The sequence below is a fragment of the Pseudomonas sp. WS 5021 genome (assembly GCF_012985535.1).
GTDB lineage: Bacteria > Pseudomonadota > Gammaproteobacteria > Pseudomonadales > Pseudomonadaceae > Aquipseudomonas.
This window is the reverse complement of record NZ_JAAQWP010000001.1, coordinates 247,249-266,939: the sequence shown is the minus strand read 5'-3', so window position 1 is coordinate 266,939 and position 19,691 is coordinate 247,249. Positions and strand designations below refer to the sequence as shown.

17 protein-coding genes and 1 other RNA gene are annotated in these 19,691 nt (G+C 61.5%); all 18 read right to left on the bottom strand.

What is annotated here, in order from left to right; all coding sequences use genetic code 11:
• Positions 1 to 39: 39 nt before the first annotated feature.
• The 18 genes from lpxC to rsmI all read right to left on the bottom strand — a co-directional run bounded on the left by lpxC (position 40) and on the right by rsmI (position 19,526).
• Complete coding sequence (lpxC, locus tag HBO19_RS01280) at positions 40 to 951, bottom strand: UDP-3-O-acyl-N-acetylglucosamine deacetylase (protein WP_029297841.1); 912 nt, start codon at positions 949 to 951, stop codon at positions 40 to 42.
• A 112-nt stretch (positions 952 to 1,063) separates the two neighbouring features.
• The gene (gene ftsZ / locus HBO19_RS01275) at positions 1,064 to 2,254 is read right to left on the bottom strand and encodes a cell division protein FtsZ (RefSeq protein WP_057444456.1); all 1,191 of its coding nucleotides are present in this window, start codon (positions 2,252 to 2,254) and stop codon (positions 1,064 to 1,066) included.
• Between the two features lie 64 nt (positions 2,255 to 2,318).
• Positions 2,319 to 3,578: a cell division protein FtsA gene (gene ftsA / locus HBO19_RS01270; protein ID WP_029297837.1), complete on the bottom strand. Its 1,260-nt coding sequence runs from the start codon at positions 3,576 to 3,578 to the stop codon at positions 2,319 to 2,321.
• 15 nt (positions 3,579 to 3,593) lie between these two features.
• Entirely contained in the window at positions 3,594 to 4,460 is an 867-nt protein-coding gene (locus tag HBO19_RS01265; RefSeq protein WP_169956346.1) for a cell division protein FtsQ/DivIB, read from the bottom strand.
• Positions 4,461 to 4,464: 4 nt separating this feature from the next.
• Complete coding sequence (locus HBO19_RS01260; protein WP_170056754.1) at positions 4,465 to 5,436, bottom strand: D-alanine--D-alanine ligase; 972 nt, start codon at positions 5,434 to 5,436, stop codon at positions 4,465 to 4,467.
• A complete protein-coding gene (gene murC / locus HBO19_RS01255) occupies positions 5,433 to 6,884 on the bottom strand; it encodes a UDP-N-acetylmuramate--L-alanine ligase (RefSeq protein WP_029297832.1) in 1,452 nt (483 codons plus the stop codon). Before murC ends, HBO19_RS01260 begins: the two co-directional genes overlap by 4 nt.
• Positions 6,877 to 7,947 (bottom strand): undecaprenyldiphospho-muramoylpentapeptide beta-N-acetylglucosaminyltransferase, encoded by a 1,071-nt coding sequence (gene murG, locus HBO19_RS01250; protein WP_169956351.1) that lies wholly within the window; start codon positions 7,945 to 7,947, stop codon positions 6,877 to 6,879. Before murG ends, murC begins: the two co-directional genes overlap by 8 nt.
• Positions 7,937 to 9,148: a putative lipid II flippase FtsW gene (gene ftsW, locus HBO19_RS01245; RefSeq protein ID WP_169956403.1), complete on the bottom strand. Its 1,212-nt coding sequence runs from the start codon at positions 9,146 to 9,148 to the stop codon at positions 7,937 to 7,939. Before ftsW ends, murG begins: the two co-directional genes overlap by 11 nt.
• Positions 9,149 to 9,156: 8 nt before the next feature.
• Positions 9,157 to 10,503 carry a UDP-N-acetylmuramoyl-L-alanine--D-glutamate ligase gene (murD, locus tag HBO19_RS01240; RefSeq protein ID WP_170056753.1) on the bottom strand — a complete coding sequence of 449 codons (1,347 nt, stop codon included), beginning with the start codon at positions 10,501 to 10,503 and terminating at the stop codon, positions 9,157 to 9,159.
• Positions 10,504 to 10,509: 6 nt separating this feature from the next.
• Positions 10,510 to 11,592, bottom strand: coding sequence for a phospho-N-acetylmuramoyl-pentapeptide-transferase (mraY, locus tag HBO19_RS01235; protein ID WP_029297824.1), 1,083 nt, complete (start codon positions 11,590 to 11,592; stop codon positions 10,510 to 10,512).
• Complete coding sequence (gene murF, locus HBO19_RS01230; RefSeq protein WP_170056752.1) at positions 11,592 to 12,962, bottom strand: UDP-N-acetylmuramoyl-tripeptide--D-alanyl-D-alanine ligase; 1,371 nt, start codon at positions 12,960 to 12,962, stop codon at positions 11,592 to 11,594. Before murF ends, mraY begins: the two co-directional genes overlap by 1 nt.
• Entirely contained in the window at positions 12,955 to 14,418 is a 1,464-nt protein-coding gene (locus HBO19_RS01225) for a UDP-N-acetylmuramoyl-L-alanyl-D-glutamate--2,6-diaminopimelate ligase (protein WP_170056751.1), read from the bottom strand. The genes murF and HBO19_RS01225 overlap by 8 nt, the downstream gene beginning before the upstream one ends.
• On the bottom strand, positions 14,418 to 16,160 hold the full coding sequence (locus tag HBO19_RS01220) for a penicillin-binding protein 2 (RefSeq protein ID WP_169956405.1): 1,743 nt from the start codon (positions 16,158 to 16,160) through the stop codon (positions 14,418 to 14,420). Before HBO19_RS01220 ends, HBO19_RS01225 begins: the two co-directional genes overlap by 1 nt.
• Positions 16,160 to 16,453 (bottom strand): cell division protein FtsL, encoded by a 294-nt coding sequence (gene ftsL / locus HBO19_RS01215; RefSeq protein WP_169956357.1) that lies wholly within the window; start codon positions 16,451 to 16,453, stop codon positions 16,160 to 16,162. The genes HBO19_RS01220 and ftsL overlap by 1 nt, the downstream gene beginning before the upstream one ends.
• On the bottom strand, positions 16,450 to 17,391 hold the full coding sequence (rsmH, locus tag HBO19_RS01210; RefSeq protein ID WP_169956407.1) for a 16S rRNA (cytosine(1402)-N(4))-methyltransferase RsmH: 942 nt from the start codon (positions 17,389 to 17,391) through the stop codon (positions 16,450 to 16,452). Before rsmH ends, ftsL begins: the two co-directional genes overlap by 4 nt.
• A 2-nt stretch (positions 17,392 to 17,393) precedes the next feature.
• The gene (gene mraZ / locus HBO19_RS01205; RefSeq protein ID WP_003171868.1) at positions 17,394 to 17,849 is read right to left on the bottom strand and encodes a division/cell wall cluster transcriptional repressor MraZ; all 456 of its coding nucleotides are present in this window, start codon (positions 17,847 to 17,849) and stop codon (positions 17,394 to 17,396) included.
• Positions 17,850 to 18,204: 355 nt separating this feature from the next.
• Positions 18,205 to 18,558: RNase P RNA component class A (gene rnpB, locus HBO19_RS01200), an RNA gene on the bottom strand.
• 95 nt (positions 18,559 to 18,653) lie between these two features.
• Positions 18,654 to 19,526 carry a 16S rRNA (cytidine(1402)-2'-O)-methyltransferase gene (gene rsmI / locus HBO19_RS01195; RefSeq protein WP_169956359.1) on the bottom strand — a complete coding sequence of 291 codons (873 nt, stop codon included), beginning with the start codon at positions 19,524 to 19,526 and terminating at the stop codon, positions 18,654 to 18,656.
• Positions 19,527 to 19,691 lie beyond the last annotated feature (165 nt).

Genomic DNA, 19,691 nt, shown 5'->3' with positions numbered 1-19,691 from the left:
GAAGGCAGCCTTTAAAAACTAAAGAAAGAGAGTTGTTACTTACACCGCCGCAACGGGACGCATGTAAGAGATCGGTGCGGTGCTGGCATCTTCGAAGGTCACGACTTCCCAAGCGTCTTTCTGCTCAATCAACTTGCGCAGGAGCTGGTTGTTCAGTGCATGGCCCGACTTGAAGCCTTTGAACTCGCCTATCAGGCTATTGCCCAGCAGGTAGAGGTCACCAATTGCATCGAGGATCTTGTGCTTCACGAATTCGTCTTCATAGCGAAGGCCGTCTTCGTTCAGTACACCATCCGCGTCGACCACGATGGCGTTTTCCACGCTGCCGCCGAGTGCGAGGTTGTGCTTGCGCAGGTACTCGATGTCACTCATGAAACCAAAGGTACGGGCGCGGCTGACTTCTTTTACAAACGAAGTGCTGGAAAAATCCACGCTTGCACTTTGGGTGCGGTCACGGAATACCGGGTGATCGAAATCGATCTCAAAGCTCACTTTAAAGCCTTCGAACGGGACGAAGGTGGCGCGCTTGTCGCCGTCTTCTACTGTCACTTCCCGCAGAATGCGAATGAACTTCTTGGCTGCGTCCTGTTCTTCCAGGCCGGCAGATTGAATCAGGAATACAAAAGGTCCAGCGCTACCATCCATGATCGGGACTTCAGACGCGGAGAGCTCGACGTAGGCGTTATCGATGCCCAGGCCAGCCATGGCCGAGAGCAAGTGCTCCACCGTGTCCACTTTGACGTCACCGTTGACCAATGTGGTCGACATGGTGGTTTCGCCAACGTTTTCCGCGCGAGCAGGAATCTGCACCACAGGGTCCAGGTCGGCACGAACAAACACGATGCCGGTGTCGACAGGTGCGGGCTTGAGAGTCAGATATACCTTCTCCCCGGAGTGCAGACCTACACCTGTGGCACGGATAATATTCTTCAGGGTGCGTTGTTTAATCATGGCTTGGACCGCTTCAGCGCAAATTGCGAACTGGTATCAACAAAGGCTGGCGATAATAGCAGACCAGACCTTTGCTGAACACCAATCACCTTCATAGCCCTGATACATTCCATTAATCGGCCTGACGACGCAGGAAAGCCGGGATGTCCAGGTAGTCCAGATCATCTTGCGGATTCGGGCTACGGGACGCCGCAGCACCGGCCTGGGCCTGGTTGCGCATCACGGTCGGACGATCCAGATCACGGTAGTTCACCGACGGCAGTTCCTGGCGAGCAGGTGCTGGAGCGGCGGCCGAGGCCTGGCTGGTGTGCACGGTATTGTCGATAACCTTCACAGGTTTCTCGATTTTTGCGCCCAGACCTGTGGCAACCACGGTCACATGCAGTTCGTCGCGCATGTCCGGATCGATAACGGTACCGACCTTGACCATCGCGTGCTCGGAAGCGAAGGCTTCGATGATGCTACCCACGTCGGAGTACTCGCCCAGGGACAGGTCGGGACCGGCGGTGATGTTCACCAGGATGCCGCGTGCACCTTGCAGGTTCACGTCTTCAAGCAACGGGTTGCGGATGGCCGCTTCGGTCGCTTCACGTGCACGGTTAGGACCGCTGGCGCAGCCAGTGCCCATCATCGCCATGCCCATTTCGCTCATGACCGTACGTACGTCGGCAAAGTCGACGTTGATCATGCCCGGACGCTTGATGATGTCGGAGATACCGCGCACGGCACCGGCCAGGACGTCGTCAGCCTTGGCGAAAGCCGACAGCAGGCTGGCGTCTTTACCGAGGATGGTCAGCAGTTTCTCGTTGGGGATGGTGATCAACGAGTCAACGCTTTCAGACAGCAGACGGATACCTTCGTCGGCGATCTGCATGCGCTTGCGGCCTTCGAACGGGAACGGACGGGTCACGACTGCGACGGTCAGGATCCCCATTTCCTTGGCCACTTCGGCAATGATTGGCGCCGCACCGGTACCGGTACCGCCGCCCATGCCGGTGGTGATGAACACCATGTTGGTGCCTTGCAGCACTTCGGCAATACGCTCGCGGTCTTCCAGAGCGGCTTGACGGCCGACTTCCGGATTGGCGCCAGCGCCCAGGCCCTTGGTCACGGCTGTGCCCAATTGCAGGATGGTCCGCGCGCCGATGCTTTTGAGCGCCTGGGCATCAGTGTTGGCGCAGATGAATTCAACGCCTTCAATGTTGCTCTTGACCATATGGTTGACAGCGTTGCCGCCGCCACCGCCGACACCGATTACTTTAATAACCGGGCTTGCGGGGATGTTGTCTACGAGTTCGAACATTTTCCCTCTCCTTCATTTCTCTAGTTTTTTCGCCTACTACTTGAAACGGTGTTGCGGTAAATCTTTAGAAATTGCCCTTCACCCAAGCCTGCAGGCGCTCCAGCAACGGCGCTTTGGGCTCGTCACTGCTATAGCTTTCGCGGCTGCCAATGCCCGACAGGGAAATGCCGTCGGTCTGCTTTTGCAGGCCATACAACAGCAAGCCCACACCGGTGGAATAAATCGGGTTGCGCACCACGTCGCCCAGGCCCTTGACGCCATGGGGCACGCCCAGGCGGACCGGCATGTGGAAGATTTCCTCGGCCAGTTCGACCGCGCCTTCCATCTTCGAGGTGCCACCGGTCAGCACGATGCCGGCCGGGATCAAATCTTCGTAGCCGCTGCGGCGCAGTTCAGCCTGGATCAGGGTGAACAGTTCGTCGTAGCGCGGCTCGACCACTTCGGCCAGGGCCTGGCGCGACAGTTCGCGCGGTGGGCGGTCGCCCACGCTCGGCACCTTGATGGTTTCACCGGCACCGGCCAGCTTGGCCAGGGCGCAGGCGTAGCGGATCTTGATTTCTTCGGCGTACTGGGTCGGTGTACGCAGCGCCATGGCGATGTCGTTGGTCACCTGGTCACCGGCAATCGGGATCACGGCGGTGTGACGGATCGCACCTTCGGTGAAGATCGCGATATCGGTGGTGCCGCCGCCGATGTCCACCAGGCACACGCCCAGCTCTTTTTCGTCGTCGGTCAGGACCGAGTAGGCCGAAGCCAGTTGCTCGAGAATGATGTCGTCGATTTCCAGGCCGCAGCGGCGCACGCATTTTTCAATGTTCTGTGCCGCATTCACCGCGCAAGTCACGACGTGGACCTTGGCTTCCAGGCGTACGCCCGACATGCCCAGGGGCTCACGCACGCCTTCCTGGTTATCGATCACGTAGTCCTGCGGCAGGGTGTGCAGCACACGCTGGTCAGCCGGGATCGCCACGGCCTGGGCGGCGTCGAGGACGCGCTCAAGGTCGGCCGAGCTGACTTCACGGTCGCGAATCGCCACGATGCCGTGGGAGTTCAGGCTGCGGATGTGATTGCCCGCCACACCGACGAACGCCGAGTGAATCCGGCAGCCGGCCATCAGTTGCGCCTCTTCGATGGCGCGCTGGATCGATTGCACGGTGGATTCAATGTTGACCACCACGCCCTTCTTCAGGCCCCGGGACGGATGCGTGCCGATTCCGACGATTTCCAGCGTGCCGTCGTCCGCGACCTCGCCTACCAGCGCCACCACCTTGGAGGTGCCGATATCGAGACCGACGATCATTTTGCCGCTTTGCACGTTTGCCATGGGTCCTGCCTCTTCTTAATTCTTCGCGACAGCGGGCTGCGCTGTCGTGGGCGCAGCCGGTTCGCGCCAGCTAACGGCAAGGCCGTTGGCGTAACGCAGGTCGATGCTCGCAATGTTCGTAATCTGTTCTTTCAAGGTTTTGTCGTAGATGGCGATAAAGCGGCGCATCTTCTCCACCAAGTGGTCGCGTCCCAGCAACAACTCGATGCCCGGGCCGGAACTGCCTGCCCCGGTGGTCAAAAACCAGCTGCCCCGTTCGCGCAATTCCAGGCGCGCAATGGAGAAGCCCAGTGGCCGCAGCATCTGGCTCAACGCCTGGTACTGCTGCATCACTTGCTGCTGTGCCCGTTGTGGTCCGAACAACTGCGGCAAATGCTCGTAGTTGGCCAGCTCACGCGGGTTGAACGCCTGGCCCTGGTTGTTCAACAGCGCTTCGTCGCCCCAACGGGCCACGGGCAGTTGTTCTTCCAGGCGGATCGTCACTTGATCCGGCCACACGCGCCGTACTTCGGCGTGGGCAATCCACGGCATCTGTTCCAGTTCGGCACGCATGCCGGCCAGGTCGATGGTGAAGAAGCTCGCCGCGACAAAAGGCGCGATCCGCTGCTGTACCGCTTGCTGGCTGATGTAGCTCAAGTCGCCCTGCACGCTGATCTTGGTGATCGGGCGGTCGGCATACGGCAACAGGCGCTGTGCACCTTCATAGGTGCCAAAGCCCAACGCCACCAACAGCACCGGCCAGAACAGGGCCTTGAGAAAACCAAAGTTGGCTTTCGGCAGGCGCGCCGACATCGGCTCTTTAGCCACCATTCGACTGGCACCACGCGGCACCGGCTTGCGGCCGGGAGCGGGTTGCTGATGACGAAGCGATGCGCCTTGCATGGTCTTAACCTCGTGCCTCTTCATTACCGGCCACATAACTGGCCGCCAGGATCCCCAGCACCAATTGCTGGAAGTCCAAGCCGGCCGCACGTGCAGCCATGGGCACCAGGCTGTGGTCGGTCATACCCGGCGCGGTGTTGACTTCCAGGAACCAGAAGTTCCCCTTGTCATCCTGCATCACGTCTGCCCGCGCCCAACCGGCGATACCCAACGCCTCACAGGCTTTCGCCGTGAGGTCCATCAATTCCTGCTCTTTGGTTGCATCGAGCCCGCACGGGATCCGGTACTGGGTATCGGAGGCCAGGTACTTGGCGTCGTAGTCGTAAAAGGTGTGGGGCGTGCCCAATGCGATGGGCGGCAATACCTGGCCACGCAGGGTGGCGATGGTGTACTCGGGACCCTGGATCCACTGTTCCACCAACACTTGCGAATCGTAGGTACTTGCCGCTTTCCATGCGTCGATCAATTCGGCGGCCGAGTTCACTTTAGCCATGCCGATACTGGAGCCTTCATGGGCTGGTTTGACGATCAAAGGCAGGCCCAGTTCCTTGGCTGCAGAAATACAATCGTCTTCACTGCACAGAACGCTGTGACGCGGCGTCGGAATGCCCAGGCTGTGCCACACCTGCTTGGTGCGCAACTTGTCCATGGCCAAGGCCGAAGCGAGGATGCCACTGCCTGTGTAGGGAATGCCGGCGCACTCCAGCAGGCCCTGCATGCTGCCGTCTTCACCGCCACGGCCGTGCAGGATGATGAAGGCGCGGTCGATCTTCTCGGCTTGCAGGCGGGCGAGGAAGTCATCGCCCACGTCGATACCAAAGGCATTCACACCGCCACTTTGCAGCGCCTGGAGCACGGCATTGCCGGACTTGAGCGAGACTTCACGCTCAGCACTCTTGCCGCCGAACAACACGGCCACGCGACCGAAGTCGGCAGGTGCGATGGTGGAGAACAGGGAGGCGTAATTCGCAGTCATTTCGACTTCCCCTGTACAGCGGCGGCAGCAAACAGCGGGCTCGCCAGCAATTTAGGGGCAAGGCCGCCGATATCACCGGCACCCTGGCACAGCAGGATGTCGCCGGCGCGCAGCAGCGGCTTGACGATCGGCGCCAGGTCCACGCCTCGCTCGATATAGATCGGGTCCAGTTGCCCGCGCTGGCGGATGCTGTTGCACAGCTTGCGACTATCGGCACCGGGGATCGGTTCTTCACCGGCCGGGTAGACTTCCATCAGCAGCAATACGTTGGCATCGGCCAATACATTTACGAAGTCGTCGTACAGGTCGCGGGTACGGCTGTAGCGGTGCGGCTGGTAGACCATCACCAGGCGACGCTCTGGCCAGCCACCACGCACAGCCTTGATCACGGCCGCGACTTCGGTCGGGTGGTGACCGTAGTCGTCCACCAGCATCACGTCGCCGCCGTCTACCGGCAACTGGCCGTAGACCTGGAAGCGTCGGCCCACGCCGGCAAAGCCCGACAGGCCTTCGACAATGGCTTCATCGCTGACGCCTTCGTCGGTGGCGATGCAGATGGTCGCCAGGGAATTGAGCACATTGTGGTTGCCCGGCATGTTCACCGACACATCCAAGGGCTCGCGATCCGGACGCAGCACGGTGAAGAACGTCTGCATGCCTTGCTGGCGAACATTGATCGCGCGCACGTCAGCGTCTTCGCTGAAGCCGTAGGTCACGGTCGGGCGCTTGACCAGCGGCAGGATTTCGCGCACTACCGGATCGTCCAGGCACACCACGGCCAGACCGTAGAACGGCAGGTTGTGCAGGAACTCGACGAAGGTTTTCTTCAACTTGTTGAAGTCGCCGTCGTAGGTCGCCATATGGTCGGCGTCGATGTTGGTGACCACGGCCACCAGCGGCTGCAGGTGCAGGAAGCTGGCATCGCTTTCATCGGCTTCGGCAATCAGGTAACGGCTGGTACCCAGTTGTGCATTGGTACCTGCTGCATTCAGCCGGCCACCGATCACGAAGGTCGGATCCAGGCCGCCGGCGGCGAACACCGAGGCGATCAGGCTGGTGGTGGTGGTCTTGCCGTGGGTACCGGCGACGGCGATGCCGTGGCGATAGCGCATCAGCTCGGCCAGCATCTCGGCGCGGGGCACCACGGGAATACGCCGCTCAAGGGCGGTGGCCACTTCCGGGTTGGAGGTGTTCACGGCGCTGGAGACCACCAATACATCAGCCTGCGCCGCGTTCTCGGCACGGTGGCCGATAAAGATCTGCGCGCCGAAGGATTCCAGGCGCTCGGTGACCGGCGAAGTCTTGAGGTCGGAGCCGGAGACCTGGTAACCCAGGTTCAGCAACACCTCGGCAATCCCGCACATGCCCACGCCGCCGATACCGACGAAGTGGATGCGACGGATGCGGCGCATTTCCGGTTGCGGCATGGCTTTTTGATTCTCAACCATGGGCCACCTCCAGGCAGATATCGACCACGCTGCGGGTGGCGTCGGGTTTGGCCAGGCGGCTTGCGGTGCTCGCCATGCTGTTCAGTCGTTCGGGTTGCATCAAAACCTCAGTCAGGCGTGCGGCCAGATCGGCGGCGCCAGTCGTTCTTTGCGGCAGCAGGAAGGCAGCGCCCTCCCCGGCCAAATATTCGGCGTTGCGGGTCTGGTGATCGTCGATCGCATGGGGCAAGGGCACCAGCAAGGACGGCAGACCGGCGGCGGCCAGTTCACTGACGGTCAACGCACCTGCGCGACAGACCACCAGGTCGGCCCAGCCATAGGCATGGGCCATGTCTTTGATGAAGGGCTCTACGGTCGCCTCGACACCGGCCTCGCGATAGCGGGCGGCGGTCACTTCATCGTGGTTCTTGCCTGCCTGATGGAAGATCTCGGGACGCAGCTCCACAGGCAGCTGCGCCAATGCCTGCGGCAGCAGTTTGTTCAGCGGCTCGGCGCCCAGGCTTCCACCGAGGATCAGCAGATGCGCCTTGCGCCCGGCCAGGGCCTGGCGGGCAATGTCCATGAACAGTTCGGTACGCACCGGGTTGCCGGTGGTGCGGCGCTTGTCCATGGCCGCAAACGTATTCGGGAACGCCTCGCAGACCCGTGCCGCCAACGGCGCCAACAGCCTGTTGGCGGTACCGGCCACAGCGTTTTGCTCGTGAACGATCACCGGCACACCGGCCAAGCGCGCGGCCACACCGCCGGGACCGGTGACATAGCCACCAAAGCCCAGCACGCAGACCGGCTTCAATTCGCGAATGACCTTGCGCGCCTGCCACACAGCCTTGAGCAACACGAACGGCGCCTTGAGCAGGGACAATTTGCTCTTGCCGCGCAGGCCGCTGACGTTGATCAGATGCAGGCGCAAACCGGCCGCCGGGACCAGTTCATTTTCAATGCCACGGGGCGTCCCCAGCCAATGCACGGTGTAGCCACGGGCCTGGAACTCACGGGCACAGGCCAGCGCCGGGAACACGTGGCCGCCGGTGCCGCCGGCCATGATCAGCACGTTAGCGCCCATGGGTCGGCTCCTCGGCAAAATCGCTCTCGCTGAATTCCATCTCTTCGCTGCCCAAATGGGTTCGACTCTCCCACTCGATACGCAGTAACAAGCCGAGACAGGCACAGCAGATCACCAACGAGCTGCCACCGTAGCTGAGGAACGGCAAGGTCAGGCCCTTGGTCGGCAGCAAGCCAACGTTCACGCCAATGTTGATCAAGAACTGGCCGATCCACAGGAAGGCCAGGCCGTACGCCACATAGGCGGCAAAGAATTGTTTGGCTTTCTCGGCCCACAGGCCGATGTACATGGCCCGCACACAGACGAACACGAACAGCCCGACGGTGACCAGGGAGCCAACCACGCCCAGCTCTTCGGCCAGTACCGAGAACACGAAGTCGGTATGGGCTTCCGGCAGGTAGAACTGCTTCTGCACACTGTTGCCCAGGCCCACGCCCAGCCACTCGCCGCGACCGAAGGCAATCAGCGCCTGGGTCAACTGGTAGCCGGAACCGAACTGGTCGGACCAGGGGTCGGTAAAGGTGATCAGACGCGCCATCCGATAGGGTTGCGCCTGCACCAGGATCGTTACGGCCGCCACGGCAAGACCGACCATCAGGGCAAAGCGGAACAAGCCCACCCCACCGAGGAACAGCATCGCGGCGGCGGCGCCCATCATCACCACGGTGGCGCCGAAGTCCGGCTCCATCAGCAACAGGCCAGCCATGGGCAGCAGCACGATGAAGGGCTTGAAGAAGCCCATCCAGCTTTCCCGCACTTCTTTCTGGCGACGCACCAGGTAGCCCGCCAGGTAAATCACCACGAAGACCTTGGCGATTTCCGACGGCTGCACGTTGAACGCGCCGAAGCCGATCCAGCGCATCGACCCATTCACCTCGCGACCGATGCCGGGGACGATCACCATCACCAGCAGGCCGAAGGCGCCAATCAGCATCAGCCAACCCAGGCGCTGCCAGGTGGCGATGGGAATCATCATGGTGACGATGCACGCACCGAGGCCGATCACCAGGTAAATCAGGTGGCGGATCATGTGGTACAGGGTGTTGCCCGACTGTACGGCGGCCACTTCCGAGGACGCCGAGGTGATCATCACCAGGCCCAGGCCCAGCAGCGCCAGGCAACCGGCGAGCATTGGGAAGTCGAGGTCGATCCCACGCCCAGTGATGATCGGCGATGGGTACGGCTTGATAATGTTCTTCAGGTCCAGACTCATGCCAAGCCCTCCACGGCGCGGGCGAACAACTGGCCGCGCTCTTCGTAGTTCTTGAACATGTCGAAACTGGCGCAGGCCGGCGACAGCAGCACGGCATCGCCGGGCTGGGCCAAGGCGCGGCACTGAGCGATGGCATCGTCCAGGGAGGTTGCGCGCACTTGCGGCACCGTGTCGCCCAGGGCGGCGGCGATCAAGTCGCTGTCACGACCCATCAGCACCACGGCACGGCAATGAGCAGCCACCGGGCCCTTGAGGTCCTTGAAGTCGGCACCCTTGCCATCGCCACCGGCGATTAGCAGCAGTTTGCCGTCGATATCGGCACCCAGGCCTTCGATGGCGGCCAGCGCGGCGCCGACATTGGTGGCCTTGGAATCGTTGTAGTAGCTCACGCCATCCAGGTCGCGCACCCACTGGCAGCGGTGTTCGAGGCCGGCGAAGGTGCGCAGGCTCGACAGCATCGCGTCGAACGGCAAGCCGACCGCATGCCCCAACGCCAACGCCGCGAGGGCATTGGACTGGTTGTGGGCGCCACGGATTTTCAGTTCACGCACCGGCATCAGGTTCTGGAATTCGAAGGCCAGGTATTTCTCGCCATTCTCTTCACGGATACCAAAGGCCTTGAAATCGGGTTTGCTCAGGCCGAAGGTCCAGCATGGCAGGCCCTCGCCCATCAACGGACGGCTCAGGGCATCCTGGCGGTTGACCACTACCTGGCGCGCACCACGGAAGATCCGGTGCTTGGCCAGGTGATAAGCCGGCAGGCCACTGTAGCGGTCCATATGGTCTTCGCTGACGTTCAACACGGTGGCCACTTCGGCGCCGAGTTGATCGGTGGTCTCCAGTTGGAAGCTCGACAACTCCATGACGTACAGCTCGATATCGTCGCTGAGCAAATCCAGCGCCGGCGTACCGAGGTTACCGCCCACGGCCACGCGCTTGCCGGCCGCAGCCGCCATTTCGCCAACCAGGGTGGTGACGGTGCTCTTGGCGTTGGAACCGCTGATCGCCACGATGGGCGCCTTGGCGTTACGCGCAAACAGCTCGATATCGCCGGACAACTTCACGCCGCGCGCCGCTGCCGCTTGCAGGGCCGGGGTCGCCAGGGCCAGGCCGGGGCTCACGTAGAGCTCGTCGGCACGGCACAGAAACTCGATATCCAACTCGCCACAACGCACTTCCACGTGCGGGTAGTCACGGCGCAGCGTGACCAGCTCCGGTGGATTTTCCCGCGTATCGGCCACGGCAAACGACGTGCCCCGGTTCGCCAGGAAGCGAACCAGGGACATGCCGCTCTTGCCGAGGCCGACAACGATGCGGAAGTGGTCTGAAGCGATCAGGGACACTCGTTTCTACCTCAGTTTCAGGGTGGCAAGGCCAACCAGCACAAGAATCACGGTGATGATCCAGAAACGGACGATCACCCGTGGCTCCGGCCAGCCCTTGAGTTCAAAGTGGTGATGAATCGGCGCCATGCGAAACACGCGGCGGCCGGTCAACTTGAAGGACGCAACCTGGATCACCACCGACAGGGTCTCCATCACGAACACGCCGCCCATGATGAACAGGACGATTTCCTGGCGCACGATCACGGCAATGGTGCCCAGGGCCGCACCCAGCGCCAGGGCGCCGACGTCGCCCATGAACACCTGGGCCGGATAGGTGTTGAACCACAGGAAGCCCAGCCCGGCACCGATCAGCGCGCCGCAGAACACAATCAATTCACCCGCGCCCGGTACATACGGGATCAGCAGGTATTCAGCGAATTTCACGTTACCCGACAGGTAGCAGAAGATGCCCAGGGCGCCGCCCACCATGACGGTCGGCATGATCGCCAGGCCATCAAGGCCATCGGTCAGGTTGACCGCGTTGCTGGAGCCGACGATCACAAAGTAGGTCAGCACCACGAAGCCAATGCCCAGCGGGATACTGGCGTCCTTGAGCATCGGGAAAATCAGGGTGGTTTCCACCGCGCTTGGCGCAGTCATATAAAGGAAGATCGCCGCGCCCAGGCCGAACACCGACTGCCAGAAGTATTTCCAGCGGCTTGGCAGGCCCTTGGAGTTCTTCTCGATCACCTTGCGGTAGTCATCGACCCAGCCGATGGCGCCGAACAGCAGGGTCACCAGCAACACCACCCAGACGTAGCGGTTGGCCAGGTCGGCCCAGAGCAAGGTGCTGATGCCGATGGACGACAGGATCAACGCACCGCCCATGGTCGGTGTGCCGGACTTGGACAGGTGCGACTGTGGGCCGTCATTGCGCACGGACTGGCCGATCTGCAGGTTTTGCAGGGTACGGATCATCCATGGCCCGAGAAACAGCGACAAACACAGCGCGGTCAGCACACCCAGGATCCCGCGCAGGGTCAGGTACTGAAAGACCGCGAAGCCTTTGTGGAACTGTTGCAGATACTCAGCCAGCAGCAGCAGCATTAATGTTTCTCCGTACTTGAGCCACACAAGGCCGCGACGACGTTTTCCATCACCGCGCTGCGCGATCCCTTGATCAAAATAGTTGTGTGTTTGTCTTGTTCGGCCGCGCCCAGCGCCTGGATCAACTCGGCCTGGCTCGCGAAGTGCCGCGCGCCCAAACCGAAAGCGGCGACGGCATGGGCCATGTTCGGACCGACGGCGTAGAGGGCGTCGACTTTGCCACTGGCGTAGGCACCGACTTCACGGTGGGACTGTTCGGCCCATTCGCCCAGCTCGGCGATATCCCCCAGCACCAGTACCTTGCGACCGTCGAAGCCTTTGAGCAGGTCAATGGCCGCGCAGATCGAGGACTGGTTGGCGTTGTAAGTGTCATCAATCACGCGCATGCCGTTGCTCGCCAGTTGCGCCACGGTACGGCCCTTGACCGGTTGCACTGCGCCAAGGCCGGTGGCAATGCCGAACAGCGACACGCCCAGGGCGTAAGCAGCGGCGGCGGCGGCCAGGGCATTGGCAACGTTATGGTTGCCCAGCAGGTTCAGTTGCACGTGCTCATCACCTTGCGGACTGTGCAGGGTGAAGGCCGGGCAGCCACGGGCGTCGAGCGTGATGTTCGATGCATGGAAATCGGCCGCGGCGTTGTGCACGGCGAAGCTCAGGACCTTGCGCCCGGCGGCACGTACACGCCAGGTTTCGAAGGCCTTGTCATCGAGGTTCAATACGGCGATACCGGAAGCGTCCAGCCCCTCAAGGATTTCACCCTTGGCCTGGACGATCTTCTCGGGGCCGCCAAACTCGCCAACGTGGGCGGTACCGGCGTTGTTGATAATCGCAACGTGTGGCCGGGTCATGGCCACCGTGTAGGCAATTTCGCCAATGCGCGACGCGCCCAGCTCGATCACGGCGGCGGTGTGTTCCGGGGCCAGTTCCAGCAGGGTCAGCGGTGCGCCAAAATCATTGTTGAGGTTGCCACGGGTCGCCAGCACCGGCCCGCGCGTGCGCAGGATACCAGCGAGCAGTTCCTTGACCGTGGTCTTGCCGCTGGAACCGGTGATCGCCGCCACCGGGTTGGTGAACGCTGCGCGGTTCAGTGCACCCAGCTGGCCAAGGGCCAGGCGGGTGTCGGCCACCAGCAACTGCGGCAGTGTCGAGTCAGTGACTTCACGCTGCACCAGGGCGCCGACCGCGCCTTTGGCGGCCACCTCATTCAAATAGTCATGCCCGTCGAAGCGCGGGCCGGCCAGGGCGACGAACAGTTGCCCCGGCTTGATGTTGCGACTGTCGATACTGACGCCGTCGAAGCTGCAATCACTCGACAACACACGGGCCGACAAAGCCTGGGTCAGTTCGCTGAACTGCATGGCCTTAAGCATGGGCCACCTCCCATGCGGTCAAGGCGCGATCGGCCTCGACCAGATCGGAGAAAGCATGGCGCTCGCCGTTGATTTCCTGGTAGTCCTCATGGCCTTTACCGGCCAGGACCACCACGTCGTCAGCGCTGGCGCTGGCAATCAACTGCGCAATGGCGGCGCCGCGGCCGGCAACAAAAGTTACTTGGGAGGCGTCTTTGAAGCCTGCGCGGATATCGTCGAAAATCTGGCTCGGCGCTTCGCTGCGCGGGTTGTCATCGGTGACCAGCACGCCGTCGGCCAAGCGCTCGACGATCTCGGCCATCAGCGGGCGTTTGCCGCGATCGCGGTCGCCGCCGCAGCCGAACAGGCACAGCAACTTGCCCTTGGCATGAGGACGCAGGGCTTCGAGGACTTTTTCCAGGGCATCCGGGGTGTGGGCGTAATCGACCACCACCAGCGGTTGCGTCCCGCCACCCAGGCGCTGCATGCGCCCGGCCGGGCCTTCGAGCTTGGGCAATACGCGCAGGATTTCATCCAGGGCATAATCCAGGCCCAGCAAGGCGCCGATGGCTGCGAGCACGTTGCTCAGGTTGAAGCGACCGAGCAAGGTGCTACGCAGATGGTGTTCGCCCTGGGGCGTAACCAGCGTTGCGAGTACGCCTTCATCGTTGAACTGGGCTTCGCGGCAATACAGGTAGGCGCTGGAATCTTCCAGGCTGTAGCTGATCAGGCGCGCTTCGCTTTTTTCGGCAGCCAGTTGGCGACCGAATGCGTCATCGAGGTTCACGACGCGGCACTTCAGGTCAGTCCAGCCGAACAGCTTGGCCTTGGCGGCGGCGTACGCCTCCATGCTGCCGTGGTAGTCCAGGTGGTCGCGGGACAGGTTGGTCATCACCGCCACGTCGAACGCCAGCGCAGTCACCCGGCCCTGGTCCAGGCCGTGGGACGACACTTCCATGGCGACGGCCTTGGCCCCGGCCTTTTTCAGGTCGGCCAGGGTCGCCTGCACTGCGATCGGGTTCGGCGTGGTATGCAGGCCGCTTTGCAGCGCGCCGTAGAAACCGGTGCCCAGGGTGCCGACGATGCCGCAGTGCTGGCCTAGCAGGTCCAGCGCCTGGGCCACCAGTTGGGTGACGCTGGTCTTGCCGTTGGTGCCGGTGACGCCGATCAGGTTGAGTTGACGGCTCGGGTCGCCATAAAAACGCCCGGCGATATCCGACAACTGCGCCGCCAGGCCCTTGACCGGAATCAACGGCACATCGGTAATCGGCAATACGGTGGCGCCTTCTACTTCATAGGCCACGGCCGCCGCGCCGCGCTGCAAGGCGTCGGCGATATGCGCACGGCCATCGAACTTGCCGCCCGGCACAGCCAGGAACAGGTCGCCGGCGCGTACGTTACGGCTGTCCAGGCTCAGTTCACGAATCAATAGGTCGCGACCAGCGTGGGCGAAAATCTTGTTCAGGCTAAGAGACATCAGCCGCGCCCTCCATTGGCTTTTACAGCAGCGGCCGGTGGTCCGGCGTTGGCTTGTTGGGTCGGCGGCAGGTTGTCCGGCGTGATGTTCATCAAGCGCAGGGTGCCGGACATGACTTTGCTGAATACGGGAGCCGAGACCAGGCCACCGAAGTAACCGGCCTTGCTCGGTTCGTCGATGACCACCACGATGGCGTAGCGCGGATCGCTCATCGGGCCGAAGCCGGCGAACAGCGAACGGTAGGAGTTTTCGGCATAGCCCTTGGTGCCCACCGAAGTCTTACGCGCCGTACCGGACTTGCCGGCCACGTGATAGGCCGGCACCTGGGCACGGAACACGCCGCGCGGTGCCTCGATCACTTGCTGCAGCATGGTCTGCATGGTCTTGGCGACGTTTTCCGGGATGACCTGTTCGGATTTCGGCGCTTCGTCAACGTGGATCAGGCTCAATGGCGTCATGCGGCCATTGTTGGCCAGCACGGAAAAGGCATGGGCCAGCTGGATCGCGGTCACCGACAGGCCATAGCCGTAGGACAGGGTCGCGGTCTCGGCCTTGCGCCACTCACGGTAGTTGGGCAGGTTGCCGACGCGCTCGCCCGGGAAGTCCAGGCCCGTGGGCTGGCCGAGGCCGATCTTCTGCGCCAGGTGGTAGATGGTCTCGCCGCCGATATCAAAGGCGACTTTACTCATGCCCACGTTACTGGAGTTGATCAGGATGCCGGTCAGGTCCAGCACCGGGCCTTCGCTACGGGATACGTCGCGAATGGTGTATTTGCCCAGTTGCAGGGTGCCGGGATAGACCTCGACCTTGTCGGTCGGCTTCCAGCGCCCGGACTCCAGGGCCGCACTCATGGAGATGGCTTTCATGGTCGAACCCGGCTCGAACACGTCGATCATCGCGCGGTTGCGCATCATCGCCGGTTGCAGGTTGCGACGGTTATTCGGGTTGTAGGTCGGCTGGTTGACCATGGCGAGGATCTCACCGGTCTTCACGTCCATGATCACCAGGCTGCCGGCCTTGGCGCCGTTCTCAATGATGGCGTTACGCAGCTCACGGTTGGCCAGGTATTGCAGGCGCAGGTCAATCGACAACGCCAAGGGCTTACCGGCCTTGGCGTTTTTGGTGACCTGGACATCCTTGATCAGTCTGCCGCGTCGATCCTTGATGACCTGCCGTTTGCCGGGAACCCCGGCCAGCCATTCGTCGTAGGCAAGTTCCACCCCTTCGCGGCCATGGTCATCAATGTCGGTGAAGCCGACCATATGGGCAGTGGTCTCGCCGGCCGGGTAGAAGCGCCGGAATTCCTCGATGCCGTAGACACCGGGGATTTTCAGGTCGAGCACGCCTTGCCCCTGTTCAGGGGTGAGGCCGCGAACCAGATAGATGAATTCTTTATTGGCCTGGGCTTCAAGGCGCTCTTTAAGGGCCTTGGGATCCTGGCCAAGGGCGTGGGCCAGTTCGGTCCACTTGTCCTTGGCCACTTGCAGCTCCTTGGCGTTGGCCCACAGGGTGGTCACCGGGGTACTGACAGCCAGGGGCTCGCCATTACGGTCGGTGATCAGGCCGCGGTGCGCAGGAATCGGGATATGACGCAGGCTACGGGCATCGCCCTGGCCGATCAGGAAGTCGCGGTCCACCACCTGCAGGTCGACGATGCGCCAGGCAATCGCGCCCACCATCAGTGCGAGCAAGCCCAGCACGACACGGAAGCGCCATGGGTAGAGTGCGCCTTCGAGTTTCATCATGGCGCCACCATGCGGACTTCAGCCGCGCCAGGAATGTGCATCTTCAGCTGTTCGGCGGCCAGCACTTCGATGCGGCTGTGGGCCGTCCAGGTACTTTGTTCCAGGATCAACCGGCCCCACTCCGCCTGCGCCTTGTCGCGCACGCTCAACTCGCCGTACAGGCTATTGAGCAACTGGCGATTCCAGTGGGCGCTGTAGGACACCGCAATCGCGGACACCAGCACGCCGACAAACAGCAGCAACATAAAGAAGCTGCCGCCCGGCAGGGGCTTGGCGAAAAGCTTGCTCACCGCAGCTTCTCCGCAACGCGCATGACGGCGCTGCGAGCACGTGGGTTGGCCTTGAGTTCGGCTTCGGAGGCGAACTGCGCTTTGCCATGGATTTTGATTTTCGGCACAAAGGCTTCGAAACGTACCGGCAGGTTGCGCGGCAGGTTATCGCTCTCGCCCTTGACCAGGCGACGCATGAACAATTTGACGATGCGGTCTTCCAGGGAGTGGAAGCTGATCACCACCAGGCGACCGCCCACTTCCAGGGATTCCAGGGCAGCCTCGAGGCCGGCCTCAAGGTCACCCAATTCGTTGTTGACGTGAATACGCAGGCCCTGGAACGCGCGGGTTGCCGGGTTCTTGCCCTTTTCCCACGCCGGGTTGGCGACTTTCAGCACTTCGGCCAGGTCGGCGGTGCGTTCGAACGGCTGGATTTCCCGGCGCTCGACCACGGCACGCGCCATGCGGCCGGCGAATCGCTCTTCGCCGTATTCCTTGAACACACGGGTGATTTCTTCGTGAGGTGCGGTGGCGATGAACTGCGCGGCGCTGATGCCACGGCTCGGGTCCATGCGCATGTCCAGCGGGCCATCATTCATGAAACTGAAGCCGCGCTCAGGGTCGTCCAACTGCGGCGACGACACGCCCAGGTCCAGCAAGACCCCGGCCACCTTGCCCGCCATGCCCCGCTCGGCGACTTCAGCGCCCAGCTCGGCAAAGCTGCGCTGCACAACGACAAAGCGGCCGTCTTCGGCCGCTAGCGCTTGCCCGGTGGCAATCGCCTGGGGATCCTTGTCGAACCCGAGGAGCTTGCCCTGCGGGCCGAGCTGGCTGAGGATCAACCGACTGTGCCCGCCGCGCCCGAACGTGCCATCCAGATAGCAGCCATCAGGGCGCACGGCGAGAGCCTCGACGGCTTCGTCAAGCAGCACGGTGATGTGGTTAAAGCCGCTATCAATAGTCACAGGATCAAATCACGCAGTTCATCAGGCATGGCGCCCGGTTGTTGAATAGCAGCCAGGTCAGCTGCAGACACAGCATCCCAGGCATCTTCGTCCCACAATTGGAACTTGTTCAGTTGGCCTACCAGCATCGCGCGCTTATCGAGCTTGGCGTATTCGCGCAGACGCGGTGGAACCAGGAAACGACCACTGCCATCGAGTTCGAGATCGACGGCATTACCAATCAGCAAACGTTGCAGGCGACGGTTTTCTTCACGCAACGAAGGCAGAGCGCGCAACTTGGTTTCAATCAACTCCCACTCATCGAGGGGGTAAACACACAAACAGGGATCAACGGCATCAATCGTGATGATTAATTGCCCGGAACTTCGCGAAATGAGCTCGTCACGATACCGGCTCGGCATGGCGAGACGGCCTTTTGCATCGAGACTTATAGCGTTAGCTCCGCGAAACACAGATGCGTTTCTCCAAATTTTAGCGTTTTACGTTCAAAAAACCCACTTTGTGCCACTTTCCGCCACTTGCGCACACTATAGGAATGCGCCCACCACACCGTCAAGGCGCGGATTAAAGGAAAAGCCTTACAGAACGGAGATTTAGGAGCGCAAAAGGAAGAGAAACGAGAGTTCGGCGATGTTTTTGACTCAACAACCCCAAATAGCTCAAAGAGCTAGAGCTTGAACTTAAAGTAATTTATTAAGAGTAAGATTTTTTCGGTATTACGAAGACGCATCTGCCAATGATTTGGCAGGGAGGGATTCTTGCGTTACTACCTGGTTTCTGCCCGAGACTCGTGCAGAAGGAAAAAAGGTGGAGAGTCGATCTATAAGCCGGGTTCTGTCTTGAACAGTCATTCGTCTACGATGGCCATCACTGGACATCTTTAGCAACCTACCCGGTTCCAGCGCGGGCCACGCCTTGGAACCCTATTTGGTCTTGCTCCAAGTGGGGTTTACCTAGCCACGAACTGTTGCCAGTCGCGCGGTGCGCTCTTACCGCACCTTTTCACCCTTACCGGCACCGAAGTGCTTAGGCGGTTATTTTCTGTGGCACTTTCCGTAGGCTCACGCCCCCCAGGCATTACCTGGCACTTCGCCCTATGGAGCCCGGACTTTCCTCCCCCCCCTAATTTTCATAGAGGGCAGCGACTGTCCAATCGACTCTCCGCCGCGAAGGTTAACGGCACGGACGTCTTAGAACAAGTATTAAAAGACAGCATTGCCATCATGTTCCGACGTCGTGCACGTTAAACCCAGGAACTATTCGCTCTTTTGTTTATCAAGTGCGGCCTGATACAACACGTTCTTGCGCACACCGGTGATTTCTGCGGCCAGGGCTGCGGCACGCTTGAGCGGCATTTCCTTGAGCAACAGGTCCAGCACGCGCATGGCCTCGCTACCCACGGCATCTTCACTTTCCGGCGCCGTCCAGCCCGCAACCAGCACCACGCACTCGCCACGCTGCTGATTGCTGTCGCCCTCGACAAACCCACGCAGCTCTTCCAGCGGCAGGCCCTTGAGGGTTTCAAAGGTCTTGGTCAGCTCCCGCGCCAGCAAGGCCAGGCGTTCGCCACCGAAGACCAGTTCCATGTCTTGCAGGCACTCGAGGATACGGTGCGGCGCTTCATAGAAGATCAGGGTGCGCGGCTCTTCCTTTAACAACTCCAGGCGCGCCCGGCGCCCTACGGCCTTGGCCGGCAGGAAACCTTCGAAGATAAAACGATCCGACGGCAAGCCCGCCGCCGAAAGGGCTGCAATCAACGCGCACGCCCCGGGAACCGGGACTACATTGATACCTGCGGCCCGCGCCTGGCGGACCAGGTGATAACCAGGATCGGAGATCAGCGGGGTACCGGCATCGGAGATCAACGCCACGTCATCGCCCGCGAGCAGGCGGGTAATAAAGCGGCTGCCTTCGTCACGTTCGTTGTGCTCATGGCAGGCCGCCAGGGGCGTGGCGATACCGAAGTGCTGCATCAGGCGCAGCGAGTGCCGGGTGTCTTCGGCCGCAATCAACTTGGCTTCACGCAACACTTTCAGCGCCCGCGCACTGATGTCGTCCAGGTTGCCAATGGGCGTCGCCACCACAAAAAGCGAGCCAGCAGTGGAATTCAAAGGACCTGGAGCAGTCAAAGCGCACACCTCGATGATTGGCAAAAGCCATATTGTAGCGCGTAGACGTCAAGAAAATGCGCCGACGGGGTCGCGTCCAGACGGTCTGTTTGCGGCGGTTACTGACGCCCTGCAACATTTAAACGATCTAAATAGACGGTTTCACGCCAGTAACATCGCGCCCCG

Excerpts from the sequence above, each read along its gene's own strand:
- lpxC (WP_029297841.1), bottom strand. The coding sequence starts at position 951 with ATGATTAAACAACGCACCCTGAAGAATATTATCCGTGCCACAGGTGTA.
- ftsZ (WP_057444456.1), bottom strand. The coding sequence starts at position 2,254 with ATGTTCGAACTCGTAGACAACATCCCCGCAAGCCCGGTTATTAAAGTA.
- ftsA (WP_029297837.1), bottom strand. The coding sequence starts at position 3,578 with ATGGCAAACGTGCAAAGCGGCAAAATGATCGTCGGTCTCGATATCGGC.
- HBO19_RS01265 (WP_169956346.1), bottom strand. The coding sequence starts at position 4,460 with ATGCAAGGCGCATCGCTTCGTCATCAGCAACCCGCTCCCGGCCGCAAG.
- HBO19_RS01260 (WP_170056754.1), bottom strand. The coding sequence starts at position 5,436 with ATGACTGCGAATTACGCCTCCCTGTTCTCCACCATCGCACCTGCCGAC.
- murC (WP_029297832.1), bottom strand. The coding sequence starts at position 6,884 with ATGGTTGAGAATCAAAAAGCCATGCCGCAACCGGAAATGCGCCGCATC.
- murG (WP_169956351.1), bottom strand. The coding sequence starts at position 7,947 with ATGGGCGCTAACGTGCTGATCATGGCCGGCGGCACCGGCGGCCACGTG.
- mraY (WP_029297824.1), bottom strand. The coding sequence starts at position 11,592 with ATGCTGCTGCTGCTGGCTGAGTATCTGCAACAGTTCCACAAAGGCTTC.
- murF (WP_170056752.1), bottom strand. The coding sequence starts at position 12,962 with ATGCTTAAGGCCATGCAGTTCAGCGAACTGACCCAGGCTTTGTCGGCC.
- HBO19_RS01225 (WP_170056751.1), bottom strand. The coding sequence starts at position 14,418 with ATGTCTCTTAGCCTGAACAAGATTTTCGCCCACGCTGGTCGCGACCTA.
- HBO19_RS01220 (WP_169956405.1), bottom strand. The coding sequence starts at position 16,160 with ATGAAACTCGAAGGCGCACTCTACCCATGGCGCTTCCGTGTCGTGCTG.